This window comes from Pseudomonas viridiflava (assembly GCF_001642795.1).
GTDB classification, from domain to species: Bacteria; Pseudomonadota; Gammaproteobacteria; order Pseudomonadales; family Pseudomonadaceae; genus Aquipseudomonas; species Aquipseudomonas viridiflava.
The window spans coordinates 270949-287623 of record NZ_LKEH01000047.1 but is presented as its reverse complement, the minus strand read 5'-3'; the positions used below and the strand labels follow the sequence as shown (position 1 = coordinate 287623).

Here is a 16675-nt window from a genome sequence, read left to right as displayed (position 1 = left end):
CACAGTCTGTGCCATTTGTGACGCGGAGCGTCACGGGAGGCATGCCCACGCGGAGCGATGGGCACGATCAGGGTTGAGGCAGACTTGCGGATAACACCTCTTAACTGATCCCCGCCAACAGTTCCCGCGCCAGACGCTGATGCTCTTCGTCAGACTCGGCGATCACCTGCAACAGGATTTCACGGGCCGACTCGATATCCCCGTCGTCGATCAACACTTGAGCCTGATTGATCTGGCTCAGCGGTGGCTCCTCCAGATCCAGCAGGTCGAAGTCCGAATCGTCACTCATGAAGCTGTCGAGGAAGTCATCACTCAAATCGTCTGCAGCGGACGGCGCAATCACTTCGATGGGTTCTACGGCATCCGAATCCGAGAAGTCGCTGAGGAATTGCTCGTCGGACAGCTCGAACACTTCCGGCAATTGATTCAGATCCGAAGAAAACCCCGGATCTACTTCAGGCCGATCGGCGGGTTTGGTGCGGGCAGGTGGCGCGTCGAACGGATCGACCAGATCCCAGTCAGCGTCCATCGACAACTCGTCCAGGTTCAGCTGGAATTCGTCTGACGGCTCGGGATTCAGCGCTGCTGCCGTAGTTTCGTCCAACTGCGTGATGGCAGGCTGCTCCTGTTCTGAAACAGGATCGGGCGCAGCCGCAGCGTTGGACTCAGGCCCGCTCTTGGCCAGCGAAACAGCCCCGACAGCAGCGGCCGTCAACGCTGTGGAGGCAGCGAGCGCCTCACGCGTCTTGAGCTGCGGATAACGTTCACGAACATCCTGAATGGCTTGCGGGGTCACGCCGTGGTTCAACGCCGACTGTTCCTCGGCAGCAAAACCGGTACTGTCGCCCTGCTCGGCCAGCAATTCGAGCAGCCTGATACGAATGTCTTCACGTTCCGGCTGTTTTTCAAGCGCATTGCGCAGGATGCCGATCGCTTCGCTGAAGCGCCCGTAGGCAATGTAGATGCTGACGCCGTCCAGCGCATCGGGGGCAGCGCCGGCCATGCGTTGTGAAGACGAGGCCTTGACCAAGGGTGCGGCGACAGGGGCGACCACCGGCTGTGGCGCGACCGCAGGCACTTCGAAGACCGGGAGAACCGCGGCCTGAGCAGGTTTGATCAGCGGCTCGTCAGGCGTAACGGCAGGGGTCACGCTCTGAGTGCGTTGCTGCCGTCTTCTGTTATAGGCAAATGCCAGGAGCAGCAGGATGATCAACAGACCGGCCAACAGCACTGGGATGCTGAGGAACGGTTCGCTGGGAGCCGCTGCCACGACAGGCTGTTGAACAGGCACGACTGCCGGTGGCGGTGTCGACACCTTGCTGGCGCCGGACTGAGCCTGCACGAGATCGGTTCGAAGCGCGGTGATCTGCTTGTCCTTGCCGACCAACTGGTCCTGCAGATCGGCGGTCTGCGCCTTGAGTTCTTCAAGCGCTTTGGTCAGTTGCTGGGTTTCGATGGCGGCCGTCGCCATCTGCTCGGCCGCCTCCCGGACTTCGGCAGGTTGAACGGATGGCGCGGCAGGACTGGCTGCCGAAGGGCCACTTGTGGGCAGCACCGCCGAATCAGGCAGCAACAAGTCCTGCCCAGGCTTGAGGCCTGCCCCTTGGGCGAATACCTGAGGATTGAGCAGCCGTATGCCGTCGGCCATCTGGATGGTCGAGACATTGCTGCCCTGACCCTGAACACGAGCGGCAATGGCGTTCAGGGTATCGCCGCTGACCACCTTGTAGTGTTTGCCTTTGACAGCGGCAGGCGGCGCGACCGGCATGCGCGACTCGGGAGCCGCCGACTGCGCTGTGCGCTGCGTGTTGCGACTGCGGGTCGCTGCGACGCCGTCGGGCGACGTGGCAGGATCGAGCAGGACCGTGTATTCGTGCAGCAGATCGCCATTGGGGCGAGACAGCTGCACCAGGAAACTCAAGTAAGGTTCAGTGACCGGTTTGTGCGAAACCACCCGGATCACGCCGCGCCCACCGTTCAGAACAGGGGTGAAACGCAGATCGTTCAGGAAGAACACGCGCTCGACGCCTGCCTTGGCGAATGCCTCTGGCGAGGCCAGCCTGGCCACCACATCGTCGGGGCTCAGACCATCGGTTTCCAGCAGCGCAATTTCAGCATTCAACGGCTGGTTGAGCGCCGAGTGCAGGGTTATTTCACCCAGTCCCAACGCTGATGCCAGCGACGAATAAACCAGTGTCGAGGCTATGACAGACGCCGCCATCAGGCGCGTGTAAAAACGATGACCGACGGTGCGACCCGTACTCGCCTGAGAACTCTTCAGCATGCTAACCCTTATGGAAACCACAGCAGGCTTCTCACCTATCCCGATGAACTTCACTATCCGTGGCAAGAGTATGGGGGAGAACTCGCAGACTCGTCTCAGGATCTTTCGAGATTGGCCAGAATTCGCGAGTGCACGCGTACGCACACCCGCAGGTCTTCCTCATCCACACCCTCGAAGAGTTCGATCCGCAACACATTGGCGATGGTTTCGATCTGTTCGATCAATGGCAGAGCCGTGTCGCACAGCACGATTTTCTTGGCCCTACGGTCCTCAAGCACTGCCTGACGCTGCACCAGTCCCTGGCCTTCAAGGCTGTCGAGCAATCGCGCAAGGGTTGGCCCTTCGACGCCAACACTCTGGGCCAGCTCACGCTGGGTGGGCGCCTCACCGAAGCGGGCAAGGTGCAGAAGCACCAGCCAGCGAGCTTGAGAAAGGCCCAGACCGGCGAGACGACGATCCAGTTCGGCCCGCCAGCCACGGGAAATCTGTGCGAGTTGCATCCCGAAACGATGTTCATCAGTCAATGGCATAGAGCACTCGTGATCAAAACTAACTATTAGCGAGCTAAGCATGCTCCTTGCAATCAGGCAAGCGCCCCACCGTGGCGTCTCGTCGCAGGTTCCTACATCTCGAATTCGGATTGCAGGGCGGCGCGCACGCAATACAGCACACCTTCGGGAACACGCCCAGTGAATTGTTCGATCACAGAAGAAACCGGAGGCAGTTCACCTTCCCCGTCCAGAAACGCATCCTGAATCTCGCCCAGCAGGTCCTCGGGCAGATCCAGTGCCTGTTCGACGGACAATTGCTGTTTGCCGATGGCTTCGGCCAGCAGGGTGTAGACATTCTTTTCCGAGCACTGCAACTGGCCGGCAATCTGCGCCGGGGTCATGCCAGCGTGCGCCAGACTGATCAGTTCATGACGCAGGTCGGTGACCACCCGTGGCGCTTCGGCCTTGCCGCTGAGCACTTCCAGAAATGCCTCGCCGTAGCGCTCCAGCTTGCGCGCGCCGACACCACCGACCCTGGCCATTTCAGCCATGGAACCGGGTTTGCTGCGCAGCATTTCCAGCAGGGTCGAATCCGGGAAAATGACGTAAGGCGGTACCGCGTGCTCTTCGGCCAGCTTGCGGCGCAGCGTGCGCAGGGCCTCCCACTGCTCGCGTTCCTCGCCTCGTACCAGTTGACTGGCCGGGCTGCCGGAATGGCTCTTGGCGGTGGTCTGCGGCTTGAGATCACGACGCAGTTCCAGCGTGACTTCGCCGCGCAGCAGCGGACGGCAGGTGTCACTCAGACGCAGTCCGCCATAACCTTCCAGATCGATGTCCGCCAGACCCCGCGCGACCAGTTGCCGGAACAACGAGCGCCATTCACCCTCGGAGCGTGCCTTGCCGACACCGAACACCGACAGGTGCTGATGGCCGAAGCTTTCGACCTTGTCATTGGATTTGCCGAGCAGGACGTCCACCAGGTGCCCCACGCCATAGCGCTGGCCGGTGCGATAAATGGCCGACAGCGCCTGACGCGCAGGCTCGGTGGCATCCCAGGTCTGCACGCCATCGACACAGTTGTCGCAATGGCCGCAGGGGTTGGGCATGTCTTCGTCGAAATAGGCCAGCAGCGTCTGGCGACGGCAGCGGGTTTCTTCGCACAGCGCCAGCATCGCATCGAGCTTGTGGTGTTCGAGCCGCTTGTGTCGCTCATCACCTTCGGAGTTCTGCAGCATCTGCTTGAGCATCAGCACGTCCTGCAGACCGTAGGCCATCCAGGCATCCGCAGGCAGACCGTCACGCCCTGCCCGGCCGGTTTCCTGGTAGTAGGCTTCCAGCGACTTGGGCAGGTCCATGTGTGCGACGAAACGGACGTTGGGCTTGTCGATTCCCATGCCGAACGCGATGGTCGCGACCATGATCAGGCCTTCTTCATTAAGGAAGCGCTTCTGATTGGCGGCACGGGTTTCGGAAGGCAGCCCTGCGTGATACGGCAGCGCCGGGTAGCCGTTGTCGCTGAGGAACACCGCGACCTCGTCGACTTTCTTGCGTGACAGGCAATAGACGATCCCTGCATCGCTGCGACGCTCGGACAGAAACGCCAGCAACTGTTTGCGCGGCGACTCCTTGGGCACGATGCGATAGAAGATGTTGGGACGGTCGAAACTGGACAGAAACCGCTCGGCATTCTGCAGGTGCAGACGCGTGACGATTTCTTCACGTGTCCGCTTGTCGGCGGTGGCCGTCAGGGCGATGCGCGGCACATTGGGAAACAGTTCGGCCAGTTGACCCAGTTGCAGGTATTCCGGGCGGAAGTCATGTCCCCATTGAGAAACGCAGTGCGCTTCATCGATGGCGAACAGCGCAATGTCGAGGTTTTGCAGAAAGGACAGCATGCGCGGCTGAACGAGACGTTCCGGCGCCAGGTAAAGCATTTTGACTTCGCCCTGACGAATCCGGTTGGCCAGGTCGCGCTGCTGTTCGGCACTGAGCGTGGAGTTAAGCGCAGCGGCAGAAACACCCAGTTCTTCGAGGGTCGCCACCTGATCGTCCATCAGTGCGATAAGCGGCGAAACCACCACGCACAGGCCGTCTCGCAACAGGCCGGGAACCTGGAAACACAGGGACTTGCCGCCGCCGGTCGGCATCAGCACCAGTGCATCGCCGCCGTTGGCTACACGTTCGATAATGGCACCCTGGCGACCACGGAAGCTGTCATAGCCGAAGATGTCTTTAAGTACGCGTTGTGCCTGTTCGAGCATAAAAACCCCAGATTGTCCTGCTGCACTGCAAAACGGGGGAGTATACCCGAGCGCTCACAGGCAATGGATGACTGGGACATGAGTGGTCGAAATTAACTGCAATGGGCCGCCGCGCTGGCGCCACAGGCGCTCAGGGCCTAGAATTCAGCATCGTTTATTTCCAAGGTAGTGCGTCCATGTCCTTCGCTGAGCAACTAACCCGCCTGCAAGTCTTCCTCGATGCAGATGAACTGCACGAAGAAGCACTGGACTACGTGGCCGCTCATGGCTACCTGACCGCCCTGTCGATCTGTTCCGAACCCGTGCCAGAGCGCGAGTGGATCGATGCCCTGTTCTCCGAGCCGCCACACTACGCGAGCGACGCTCAGCAGGTAGAGATCGAAGCCACTCTGATTGCATTGCAGGCCCATATCGCCCGCCAGCTGGCGTCGGACGAAGAGTTCGAACTGCCGTGCGATCTGGATCTGGGCGACGACCCGGATGATTCGGATCTGCGCGGCTGGTGCATCGGCTTCATGGAAGGCGTGTTCCTGCGTGAAAATGCCTGGTTCGAAAGCGCCGAAGACGAAGTCAGCGAAATGCTGCTGCCGATCATGGTCGGTTCGGGTCTGTTCGACGAGCAACCGGAGTTCTCCGATATCGCTCAGGACGCCAACCTGATGGACGACATGATCGTGCAGATCCCGGAAGCCCTCACGGCGCTGTACCTGCTGTGCCAGGCTCCGGACGAGAAACCGGCAATTCTCAAACCCCGTCACCACTGAGTCCGCGCCTATGGCGCAGGAGTCAACGCGCACCAGCCGTCACCGGTCGGTGCGCTATGTTCTGATGGCCATCGGCTGGCTGAGCGTTGCGCTGGGCGTTGTCGGGATTGTGCTTCCAGTACTGCCCACAACGCCTTTTCTGCTATTGGCTGCCGCGTGTTTCGCTCGCAGCTCCCCTCGTTTCTATCACTGGCTGGTCAATCACAAGCGGCTCGGCCCCTGGATCAAGGACTACCTTGAAGGCCGCGGCATTCCTCTCAAGGGCAAGGTCTACGCGATTGGCACGATGTGGGCCAGTATCAGCCTGTCCTGCTACCTCGTTCCCCTGCCGTGGGCTCGTGGCTTCATGCTGGTCAGTGCAGTGCTGGTGACGGTTTATATCCTCAGGCAGAAGACATTGCGCAGGCATTGAGTTCCTGGACCTTGATGAACCTCAATACCGTGGACGAGTCCCTTTCCTAAATGCGTAACCCACTGAATAAAAACCATTTTGTGGGAGGCGGCTTGCCGGCGATGCAGTCTGTCAGGAAAATCGCGTCATCGTTCATCGCCGGCAAGCCGCCTCCCACGGTCAGATATTTGCTGCGCGACAGCGCTACGTCGAAGACGTGGTGGCGTCTCCCACAGTCAGGTGTTTTCCAGAAGCAGTTGCTAAACCACATCCACCTTCAACGAATGATCCCCCAGCATGCCATTGATGATGGTTGCAGTGTCTGCACCTCCGGCAATCCAGCCACCGGCTCCCGGGGTGACGCCGAATTGCGCGGCGAGATCGACGCCCGCAAGCTCGATGCTCTGGCTCGGATGACCCGCATCCACGCCCACTTCAAGGGTCGAAACCGGTTGTGTGCCGACACCGCTGACCCGGACATGCAGAAAATCCTCCAGCGTTTCAGCCTTCGCACCCATGCCCTGCAAGAGCTTTGACAGATCGAGGCTATCGATACCGACGTTGAAATCAGTCACCCGATCATGGCCCGTGTCACCCGCCAGCCACATGAACCGGTCCTGCCCTTCACCACCCGTCAGCACGTCGTCGCCCGGCCCGCCGATCAGCACATCATTGCCGTTGCCGCCGTTCAGGCAATCATGACCTCCCGCCGCAAGCAGCACATCGTCGCCATCCGTGCCGAGCAACCAAGAGTCATGCTGGTAATCGATACTGACTGCCGCAGCGTCCTGTCCGCCATGCGCGTCCTGGATGAGATAGCTGCCTAGATAACTTGGGGTGGTATTAACCTGACTGTAGTCGATGCTCATGCCCAATTGGTAATCCATCCCCTCATTGGACACGCCCGGATCAGGCTGGTGGATCAGAATCAGCCGATAGACGCTGTCCTCACTGGCGGTGAACGAACCGTCTACCGCCAGACTGTGGAATTCGCCATCGTCCATCTGCCACGCCAGTCCGACCTGATCGGAAAGCTGCCGGGTATCGACCGTCAGCTTTTCACCCGCCTTCAGCTCAACGCTGTACAGGTCCTGATGATTGAAGGTGTCACCCTGCCAGGCACCCAGATAGCCGCTGAGCAGTACGGTGGCCGTCGCTGCATGAGTGACGTGAAAATCGGAGTGCTGCAGGTCCTTGATCCGGTTTTCCAGTACATCTTCCTGTCCGCAGAACCGGATCGTGTCCAGCAGTGGCGAAGAGAAGTCTGAAGCGGCGTCCCGCCAGCCCGTTTGAAACACGGTGGGAGTCGCGCTCAGTGGATCACCGCTGGGCGAATGATCGTTGGCCAGCAACGCAGCGGCGGGCACTTCGATGCTCGGGGCGAGGATGTTGGTGATGATGTGATCGGCAACGGCTTCGGGCGCTGGCGTCGGTGCGCAGGGCCGCACATGAATCGACAGCGTTGCGCCCGCCAGATCCCCGTCATGGTCACTGAGCACGTAACCGATGTTTTCCGTAACAGGCGTCCGCGAACTGCCCGGCGTGTAGCTGAACGCACCGCTCTCCATGTTCACCACAAAGGTGCCGCCCGCCTGGGTGGTCAGGGTCAGCGTGCGGACGGCGCTGTCGAAGTGGGCCTGCCCCGCACTACCGCTCATACTGCCCTGCCCGCTTCGGTCATAGGTGTAGGCCAACCCGTCGACCATCAATACCTTGACGAAGCCACCGTCGGCACCGAATGTGCCGCCCGCAAGCAGGCTGCCCTCTGTGCTGCCCTGAACCGTGCCACTGAGCACTGCATTCAGTTCACGCGGCTCCAGAACGATCACCGAGCGCATGTCGGTGCCGGACTGTCCATCGTGTGCAATAGGGTCCAGGTACGTCTGGCTGACGTCGCTGCCGATACCGATGGCGAACGACTTGATGCCGTGAGCATCGAGAAAGGCCGTCCAGATCGCCTGTTCACCGGCATCGATGCCGTCGCCCTGGCTCGGGTCGGGCTGGTGGTTGGGTTCGGAATGTTCGGGGGACAGCGTAGGGTTGCCGTCCGACAGAAAGTACGCCAGGTTCTGCGCGCCCGTCAGACTGCCAGCGCTGAGAAACGCATGCTGTGCAGCCGCCAGTGCTGCGTCGTAGTTGGTCCCGTTGCCGGCCTCCAGTGCGTTGATAATGTCTCGGGCACTGGCGACGTCGACCCAGACCGAACCGGGCAGGTCGGCCTGGCTGTTGAAGGTCACAATCTGCACCCGAACCTCGCCCATGGCGGCGTATTGATCGAGCAACTGGTTGATTGCCTGTTTGGCCAGGTCCAGCCGTGACAGGCCATCGACGCCGCTCGCGCCCTTCATGCTGTCGGAGTTGTCGATGATCAGCAGCAGGTTCGAGTCTTGCGGCACGGGCGTTACCGTCAGTGCAATGTCGGTGGCGAGCGGCTGGTCATCGACAATGACGATGTCCAGCTGTCCAGTGCCCACGTCTCCATCGTGATCGACGGCCACTACCTCAATGGTCTCACCCAGCGTATTGGCACCCTCGCCGTCCGGGTGCGCCAGAGGGTTGAGCAAGGTATAGCTGTAACTGACCTGGCCACTGACCGGGTCGTAGCCGGTGATGCTCAGGCTGTTGCCCAGCGCAGTCAGCACAGGCTGAGAGAAGTCCATGACAACGCCCGCCCTGACGATTTCTACGCCGCCGACCACCAGACTCTGCAGACCGTCAGGCGCCCTGACGATGAAGCTGCCGGTCTGGGTCAGCGCCGCCGGATCAGGCGCCGAGCCGCCGCACAGATTGGCTTCGTGAAGCGTCAGTTCGCTGCCCGATACGCTGACGCAGTGATCGACCGGGGGCTCGACTGGGGGCTCAGGCGGTTCGACCGGTGGCTCAGTTGGTGGCTCTACAGGCGGATTTGTAGGGGGCAATGGCGGTTCGGTTACCGGTGGCTCAGTGACAGGTGGTTCTATGATCGGCGGTTCTGTGATGGGTGGCTCTGTGGCAGGTGGCTCGACGAAGGGCGGTTCAGGCGCAGGTGGAATCACGTTAGCGGGCGGTATTCCGACTTCCCCACCGTCGCGCACGAAAACGTCACGCCCCTCGGGAAAGATCGGCGTCATCACCAATCCCTCGGTAGCGAAGCCGACCACGGGCAGAACCTCGCCGCCGGTTTCGCTGAGCATGACGACCGTGTGCCCTCCACCGCCTGCATTGGCTTCAGCCTCACTCGAAGACCCGTGATCAGCAGCCGTCACGATGCCGAGTGTCGGCGTCAGCGGATCAAGGGTCTCCACATGCGGAGCCTGATTCTCGAGCACGGCCGCATCAAGCAGCACGCGACTGTCGCGCCCCAGGGTCAGCTCTCGACCGTTCTCCAACCGGATAGCGACAGCCCCGTCAGACCCGGCCTGCAACTGTTCGCCGATGAACACCCGATCGCCGGCGACCAGCAGCCTCTTCGAACCGTTGCCCGCCACTGCAAACACATCGCCCAAGACTCTCCACACTGTTCCGATGACGCTCGCCATAGGCTTCTCCACTGTCGTAATGATCAGCGCTGTCACTGCCTGGCAACACGTTCGACTTCGGTACGCGTGTAACGCCTCGGTGCTGAAAAATAATAATCGCCAAAATATCGACATCCCTCGCGCTTGAGGCTCTCAGGGCTGAAAACTGTCCACATAGACGCCTGACAATATTTCGTCAGTGCGACGACAACCTTCTATTGACGCCCATAAATGCTTGAAACATCGATTTTCTAGCGAACAACCATCGCTCGAAATGGAAAAACCGCATAAGTTTTTTTTGGCATAACCCTTATGAAAAAAGCGTCTGAGGTTTTCTCAAAGTTGTTCTTAGCTGTGTTGTTACACGCCTGATACGGCTGACACCACACGAATCGTCACTTTTTTGGCGATCAGGAACCACCTACGGAGAAGTCCTCCATGCGCGATTTAACTCCGCTTTACAGTGCTGTTGTCCTGGCAGTGGCCTGTGCGCAAGCGCACGCCATTTCACTGACCGAAGCGATTCAGAGCACCCTCGACAATCACCCTGAAATACAGGCAGGCAAACATGAACGATTGTCTGCAGATGAAGAGCTGAATGTGGCCAAAGGCGGTTATCTGCCAGTGGTTGATGCCATTGCCGCCTACGGCAGGCAGAAGAACGACAGCCCGAGCACACGCGCGCTCTATGGGCATAACACCGAAGCCCTGACCTACACCCAGTCAGAACTGCGCCTACGCCAGTTGTTGTTCGACGGTTTCAACACGCCGAACGAAGTCGGCCGCACACAAGCGGTGGTCAACTCGCGGGCCTACTACGTACAAGGGACGTCGCAGAGCCTGGCGTTGCGTGCTGTCGAGGTGTACCTGGAAGTACTCAAGCGCCGTGAGCTGTTGACGCTGGCGAAAAACAACCTGCAAGCGCACCTGCGCATCAATGACCAGATCAACCTGCGCAGCGAGCGAGGCGTCGGCAGCCTGGCCGACCGTGATCAGTCGCTGGCACGTCGGGCGCTGGCGCAGAATAACTTTCACACCGCTCAGGTGGACCTGGCGGACGCTGAAGCCAGCTTCGAGAGCGCCGTGGGTCGCCTGCCGGACGAACTGGAATCGCCACCTTCGATCAAGGGCGAAGTGCCGCTGAGCCTGAGTGATGCGCAGCAAAGCATGTTGCTCAACAACCCTTATCTGAAGTCGGCGCAGGCCGATGTCCAGGCGGCCGAAAAACAGTACGAAATCGCCAAGGCCCCTTTCTACCCGCGCTTCGACGCGGAGCTGGCGGTCGGGGCCAACGACAATCTGCAGGGCGAACGCGGCCACGACAACGAATGGCGCGCCGCCGTGGTGATGAATTACAACCTGTTCAACGGCAACCGCGACAAGGCGCGCATGCGCTCCAATGCGCACAAGACCGGTCAGGCATTGGACATTCGCAACAACGCGTTGCGCATGCTCAACGAGAACATGTCGCTGGCCTGGAATGCCATGAGCAACGCCCGTCAGCAGACACCGATTGCCCGTGAGTACGTCGAATCGACGACCCGCGTGCGCACGGCTTATCAGGATCAGTTCGGGCTGGGCCAGCGCAGCCTGCTGGATCTGCTGGACAGCGAAAACGAGCTGTACAACGCCAGCCGTCGCTACACCGAAGTGCGTTACACCGAGGAACTGGCCATGTACCGGGTGCTGGCCAGTGAAGGTGAGCTGCTGCGCAAACAGCGTGTGGTACTGCCGACCGAAGCAGTGGCGCTGAACGAGGTGCAGAGCGAAGCCCGTCTGCCCGAACTCAAATAAGCCGCGAACGGGAGCACGCTCTTGAACAGTCTGAAAATGCCTGACGCCGATACGCATGAAGCATCGTTCACCGAGGTCGAGGACCCATTGCTCGACGGCCTGATGATGCTCTGCCGGTTGCATGGCCGATCCAACAGCCGCGCCAGCCTGAGTGTGGGTTTGCCGATGAGCAATCAGCGGCTGGAACCCTCGCTGATGCCAAGGGCCGCTGCCCGCGCCGGTCTGCAGGCGCGCTGGCTGCGTCGCAATCTGGAACAGATCGACGCGCTCAACTTGCCCGTGCTGCTGTTGCTGAAGGACCACCGTTGCGCGGTGCTGGTGCGTCGTGACGAATCAGGCCGATTGCTGATCCTGCCCTCGGAAAACCAGGGCGGCGAGCAGTGGGTCGCGCCTGAACAACTGGCGCAGCGCTACACCGGTCAGGCGCTGTTCGCCAGCCCGCACCATGAACTGGAACAACTGCGCTCGCCTCTGCTGCCCAGAGTGACCTCCTGGTTTCGCGACACCGCAAGACTGTCCCGAAGACTGTATGGCGACGCGATTCTCGCCAGCCTGCTGATCAATGTGCTCGGCCTGATGGTCCCCCTGTTCGTCATGCAGACCTACGACCGCGTGGTGCCCAATCAGGCCACCGCGACCCTTTGGGTGCTGGCCATCGGTCTGCTGATCGGCACGCTGTTCGAAATGGGACTGCGCCTGATCCGCGCCCGGCTGCTGGATCAGGCGGGCAGCAAGACTGACCTGATCCTTTCCGCGACGCTGTTCGAGCGCATCGTCGGCATGAACCTCAAGGCGCGCCCGGCCACGGTCGGCGGCTTCGCCCAGAGCATTCATGACTTCCAGGGACTGCGCGAGTTCCTGACCGCCGTGACCCTGACCAGCCTGATTGACCTGCCCTTCGCGATCCTGATGCTGGCGGTCATCGGTCTGCTGGGCGGCTGGCTGGTGTTGATTCCACTGCTGGCCTTTCCGCTGACGGTCGCCTTTGCCTGGGCGATTCAGATTCGTCTGCGTGACACGGTGCAGAAAAGCCTGAGTCTGGGTGCCGCGCGTCAGGCCTTGCTGATCGAAACCCTCGGCGGCCTGGAAACGCTCAAGGCCTGCAACGCCCAGAATGAACGTCAGCATCAGTGGGAAAGCACCCACGGCGCTCTGAACCGACTGGACAGCCAGGCCCGTCACCTCGCCGCACTGGCCAGCAACGGCACACTGTTCGTGCAGCAGTTCTGCGGCATGGCCACGCTGGTCGCCGGGGTCTACAGCATCATCGGCGGGCACCTGAGCGTCGGTGCGCTGGTGGCGACTTACATGTTGGGAAGCCGGGTGCTGGCACCGCTCGGGCAAGTCGCGGGGCTGATCACCCGCTACCAGCAGGCGCAACTGACGATGAAAAGTACCGACGCGTTGATGGCATTGCCTCAGGAGCAGGCGCCGGAAAAACGCCCGTTGCAAACACCTCCGCTCAAGGGCGCGGTGAGCATCAGCAACCTGCGTTTTGCCTATGAACCCAAGGGTGCAACGGCGCTGAACGGGGTTCGCTTCAGTCTGGAAACGGGGGAACGCGTCGGCATCATTGGCCGCAGCGGCTCGGGCAAAAGCACACTGGCGCGTCTGCTGATGGGCTTTCGCACGCCGGACGAAGGTCAGGTGCTGTTCGACAACCTGGACCTGCAGCAGCTGGATATCAGCGAACTGCGCCAACAGATCGGGTACGCCGCCCACGATTTGCCGCTGCTGGCGGGCAGCCTGCGCGACAACCTGTTACTGGGCGCACGCCAGGTGAGCGACACGCGCATGCTGGAAGTAGCGCGCATCACCGGTGTCGATGAGCTGGCGCTGCGTCATCCGCGAGGCTTCGACCGGCCCGTCGGCGAGCGCGGCCAGTTGCTCTCCGGCGGACAGCGGCAGAGCGTATTGCTGGCTCGCGCCCTGCTGCTGGACCCGCCCATTCTGTTGCTCGACGAGCCTACCAGCCACATGGACAACGCCAGCGAAGAACACCTGCGCCAACACCTGCATCGCCTGATTCCCGGCAAGACCCTGCTGTTGATCACCCATCGTCTGTCGATGCTGACCCTGGTCGACCGCCTACTGGTGCTCGACCAAGGCAAGCTGGTTGCAGACGGCCCGAAGGACGCTGTCATCGAAGCACTGCGCAAGGGCCAGATCGGCCCGGCGCCGGTTTGAAGGAGAATATTCATGACCACGTCCGGCAGCCGTCACGTCGAGCACAGGTTCCTGCCCTATCGGTCTGCCGCGCTGGCCGATCCCTCATCACGCGCCATGAGCCTGACAGTGTGGATTGCCGCCGCACTGTTGCTGAGCGCGTTGCTCTGGGCGGGATTCGCGGTACTGGAAGAAGTCACCACCGGCGAAGGCAAGGCCATTCCGTCGAGCAAGGTGCAGGTCATCCAGAACCTGGAAGGCGGGATCGTGAGCGATATTTTCGTGCGTGAAGGTCAGGTGGTGGACAAAGGCGACACCCTGCTGCGCCTCGATGACACGCGATTCATGTCCAGCCGCAGCGAAAGCGAAGTTGACCGTCTGACCCTGACCGCGCAAGTGGAGCGGCTGGCCGCCGAGGCCGAAGGTCGTTCGCTGACGTTGCCTGCTGAAGTGACGTCCAGCGCCCCGCAAGTGGCTGCCGACGAGCAGGCGCTGTATGCATCCCGGCAGCGGCGACTGGCCAGCGAGCAACGCACGCTCAACGAGCAACTGCGTCAGAAGACCCAGGAGCTGGCCGAGTTCCGCTCCAAACAGGAGCAGTTTCGCAGCAGCCTGTCGCTGGTTCAGCAGGAGCTGGACATGTCGGCGCCACTGGTCAGCTCGGGCGCGGTTTCACCGGTGGAAATCCTGCGCCTCAAGCGTAACGCGGTGGAGCTTCGCGGCTCGATGAACGCCAACACCCTGGCGATCCCGAGGGCCGAGGCGGCCATCAGTGAGATCAAAAGCCGGGTGCAGGAATCGGAACTCGCGTTTCGCGCTGACGCTGCCCGCGAACTCAACGAAAAGCGCAACGACCTGGCCCGAATCAGCGCCAGCCGTATCGCCATCGACGACCGCATGAGCCGTACGACAGTGGTGTCGCCGGTGCGCGGCATCGTCAAGACCCTCAAGGTCAACACCATCGGCGGCGTGGTTCAGCCCGGCAGCGACCTGCTGGAAATCGTGCCACTGGAAGACAACCTGCTGATCGAAGCGAAAGTGCGCCCGCAGGACGTCGCCTTCCTGCACCCCGGCCAGAAGGCCATGGTCAAGTTCAGCGCGTATGACTACACCCTTTATGGCGGCCTGCCTGCGCGTCTGGAATTGATCGGCGCCGACACCATCACTGACGACAAGGACAACAGCTTCTATCTGATACAGGTGCGCACCGACAGCAATCACCTGGGCAGCGACAGCAGGCCGCTGCTGATCATCCCCGGCATGATCGCCACCGTGGACATCATCACCGGGGAGAAAAGCGTGCTGGATTACCTGCTCAAGCCGGTACTCAAGGCCCGGGCCGAAGCGTTGCGTGAGCGGTGAGTCGTGCAACGCTTGCTGAAATCTGTAAGCCACTGAAAAAAAGCGATTTTGTGGGAGGCGGCTTGCCGGCGATGCAGCTGACGCGGTCTGTCAGGAAATCGCGTCATCGTTCATCGCCGACAAGCCGCCTCCCACAGGTTGTTGTTACTTCTTCTTGTCCTTGGCGAACGCAGCCTCAAGCGCTTCGTTAAGCGTGCGCAGTACCTTGACCCGGGCCCAGCGCTTGTCGTTGGCTTCGACCAGCGTCCAGGGTGCGATTTCGGTGCTGGTGCGGTCGACCATTTCGCCGACGGCCTGACGGTATTGCGGCCACTTCTTGCGGTTGCGCCAATCGTCCTCGGTGATCTTGTAACGCTTGAACGGGATCTGCTCACGCTCCTCGAAGCGCTCCAGTTGGGTCTGTTCATCAATCGCCAGCCAGAACTTCACCACCACGATGCCGAAATCGGTGAGCTGTTCTTCGAAGTCGTTGATTTCCGAGTAAGCGCGCATCCAGTCGGACTCACTGCAGAAACCTTCGACCCGCTCCACCAGCACGCGCCCGTACCAGGAACGATCAAAAATGGTGAACTTGCCGCGTGCCGGAATCTGTCGCCAGAATCGCCACAGATAAGGCTGAGCGCGCTCGTCCTGGGTCGGTGCGGCAATCGGCACGATGGCGTACTGCCTCGGGTCCAGTGCCGCCGCAACACGACGGATCGCCCCGCCCTTACCGGCCGCATCGTTGCCTTCGAACACCGCCACCAGCGCATGACGCTTCATCCGCTTGTCGCGCAGGTTGCCGGACAGGCGCGCCTGCTCGGTGATCAGCGCCTCCTTGTAATCATCCTTTTCCAGACTGCGGCTCAGGTCGAGGCTGTCCAGCAGGGTCAGCTCTTCGTCGTGGCTCGCCTGCGGGCCTGCGCTCTGCGACTTGACCTCAGTTTCGACCTTGTTCAGTGCCGCCTGCATGCCTTCGAGCAGCAAGCGCCCGACCGTCAGGCTGCGATAATTGGCGTCCACGCCTTCAATGACATGCCAAGGCGCATATTCGCGGCTGGTACGGCGCAACACACGCTCACCAAAGCGCACGAACTTGTCGTAGGTCCGGGACTGCTGCCAGTCCAGCGGGCTGATGCGCCAGCTGTGCAACGGGTCGTCCTTCAGCGTCTTGAGGCGCAACTTCATCTGCTTCTTGGACAGGTGAAACCAGAACTTGAAGATCACCGCGCCTTCATCGCAGAGCATCTTTTCCAGACGTTCGGCAGCGCTGATGGCCTGATCCAGCACCGCATCCTTGAAATGACCGTGCACCCGGCCCTGCAGCATCTGGCTGTACCAGTTGCCGAAGAAAATCCCCATGCGCCCCTTCGCGGGCAGTTGCCGCCAGTAGCGCCAGACCGGTGGATGGGCCAGTTCTTCGTCAGTCTGCTGATCGAAGGTCCGCACTTCGATATAACGCGGGTCCATCCACTCGTTGAGCAGCTTGACGGTCTCGCCCTTGCCCGCACCTTCGATGCCATTGATCAGCACGATGACCTGACGTCCGGCCTGCTCATGCAGATCGTACTGGGCTTCGAGCAACGCTTCGCGCAAGGCTGGCACGGCGGCCTCGTAGGTTTCGTCGTCGATGGCGTGACCGATTTCAGCGGATTCAAACATGCACTGCTCCCTTCATGATCGGGG

10 protein-coding genes are annotated in these 16675 nt (G+C 61.0%); 5 read left to right on the top strand and 5 right to left on the bottom strand.

Translation table 11 applies throughout. From position 1 onward, the window contains the following. Window positions 1–100: 100 nt before the first annotated feature. The 3 genes from AO065_RS24320 to recQ form a co-directional block, all read right to left on the bottom strand. A complete protein-coding gene (locus tag AO065_RS24320; RefSeq protein ID WP_054540863.1) occupies window positions 101–2284 on the bottom strand; it encodes a motility hub landmark protein FimV in 2184 nt (727 codons plus the stop codon). 95 nt (window positions 2285–2379) lie between these two features. Continuing rightward, on the bottom strand, window positions 2380–2814 hold the full coding sequence (locus AO065_RS24315; protein WP_004879459.1) for a MarR family transcriptional regulator: 435 nt from the start codon (window positions 2812–2814) through the stop codon (window positions 2380–2382). 92 nt (window positions 2815–2906) lie between these two features. After that, window positions 2907–5036: a DNA helicase RecQ gene (gene recQ / locus AO065_RS24310; protein WP_043302792.1), complete on the bottom strand. Its 2130-nt coding sequence runs from the start codon at window positions 5034–5036 to the stop codon at window positions 2907–2909. Window positions 5037–5212: 176 nt separating this feature from the next. On the opposite strand from recQ, the gene AO065_RS24305 reads away from it, so the two are divergent. Beyond that, window positions 5213–5800, top strand: a complete 588-nt coding sequence (locus AO065_RS24305) for a UPF0149 family protein (protein ID WP_004879452.1) — start codon at window positions 5213–5215, stop codon at window positions 5798–5800. Window positions 5801–5810: 10 nt separating this feature from the next. Then, window positions 5811–6212 carry a YbaN family protein gene (locus tag AO065_RS24300; protein ID WP_032650323.1) on the top strand — a complete coding sequence of 134 codons (402 nt, stop codon included), beginning with the start codon at window positions 5811–5813 and terminating at the stop codon, window positions 6210–6212. A 239-nt stretch (window positions 6213–6451) separates the two neighbouring features. Here the strand turns inward: AO065_RS24300 and AO065_RS24295 are convergent, their stop codons facing one another. Further along, window positions 6452–9709, bottom strand: a complete 3258-nt coding sequence (locus AO065_RS24295; RefSeq protein WP_004879450.1) for a retention module-containing protein — start codon at window positions 9707–9709, stop codon at window positions 6452–6454. A gap of 417 nt (window positions 9710–10126) precedes the next feature. Here AO065_RS24295 and AO065_RS24290 point away from each other — a divergent pair, with 417 nt between their 5' ends. Genes AO065_RS24290 through AO065_RS24280 form a run of 3 tightly spaced genes read left to right on the top strand, consistent with a single transcriptional unit; the run spans window position 10127 to window position 15010 of the window. Further along, window positions 10127–11482, top strand: coding sequence for a TolC family outer membrane protein (locus AO065_RS24290; protein ID WP_004879449.1), 1356 nt, complete (start codon window positions 10127–10129; stop codon window positions 11480–11482). Window positions 11483–11518: 36 nt separating this feature from the next. Continuing rightward, entirely contained in the window at window positions 11519–13669 is a 2151-nt protein-coding gene (locus AO065_RS24285; RefSeq protein WP_032650325.1) for a type I secretion system permease/ATPase, read from the top strand. A 12-nt stretch (window positions 13670–13681) separates the two neighbouring features. Then, entirely contained in the window at window positions 13682–15010 is a 1329-nt protein-coding gene (locus AO065_RS24280; protein WP_004879444.1) for an HlyD family type I secretion periplasmic adaptor subunit, read from the top strand. A 144-nt stretch (window positions 15011–15154) separates the two neighbouring features. On the opposite strand, the gene pap is transcribed toward AO065_RS24280, so the two are convergent. Next, window positions 15155–16651, bottom strand: a complete 1497-nt coding sequence (pap, locus tag AO065_RS24275; RefSeq protein WP_004879442.1) for a polyphosphate:AMP phosphotransferase — start codon at window positions 16649–16651, stop codon at window positions 15155–15157. Window positions 16652–16675 lie beyond the last annotated feature (24 nt).

Excerpts from the sequence above, each read along its gene's own strand:
- AO065_RS24280 (WP_004879444.1), top strand. The coding sequence starts at position 13,682 with ATGACCACGTCCGGCAGCCGTCACGTCGAGCACAGGTTCCTGCCCTAT.
- pap (WP_004879442.1), bottom strand. The coding sequence starts at position 16,651 with ATGTTTGAATCCGCTGAAATCGGTCACGCCATCGACGACGAAACCTAC.
- AO065_RS24300 (WP_032650323.1), top strand. The coding sequence starts at position 5,811 with ATGGCGCAGGAGTCAACGCGCACCAGCCGTCACCGGTCGGTGCGCTAT.
- AO065_RS24320 (WP_054540863.1), bottom strand. The coding sequence starts at position 2,284 with ATGCTGAAGAGTTCTCAGGCGAGTACGGGTCGCACCGTCGGTCATCGT.
- AO065_RS24315 (WP_004879459.1), bottom strand. The coding sequence starts at position 2,814 with ATGCCATTGACTGATGAACATCGTTTCGGGATGCAACTCGCACAGATT.
- recQ (WP_043302792.1), bottom strand. The coding sequence starts at position 5,036 with ATGCTCGAACAGGCACAACGCGTACTTAAAGACATCTTCGGCTATGAC.
- AO065_RS24290 (WP_004879449.1), top strand. The coding sequence starts at position 10,127 with ATGCGCGATTTAACTCCGCTTTACAGTGCTGTTGTCCTGGCAGTGGCC.
- AO065_RS24285 (WP_032650325.1), top strand. The coding sequence starts at position 11,519 with ATGCCTGACGCCGATACGCATGAAGCATCGTTCACCGAGGTCGAGGAC.
- AO065_RS24305 (WP_004879452.1), top strand. The coding sequence starts at position 5,213 with ATGTCCTTCGCTGAGCAACTAACCCGCCTGCAAGTCTTCCTCGATGCA.
- AO065_RS24295 (WP_004879450.1), bottom strand. The coding sequence starts at position 9,709 with ATGGCGAGCGTCATCGGAACAGTGTGGAGAGTCTTGGGCGATGTGTTT.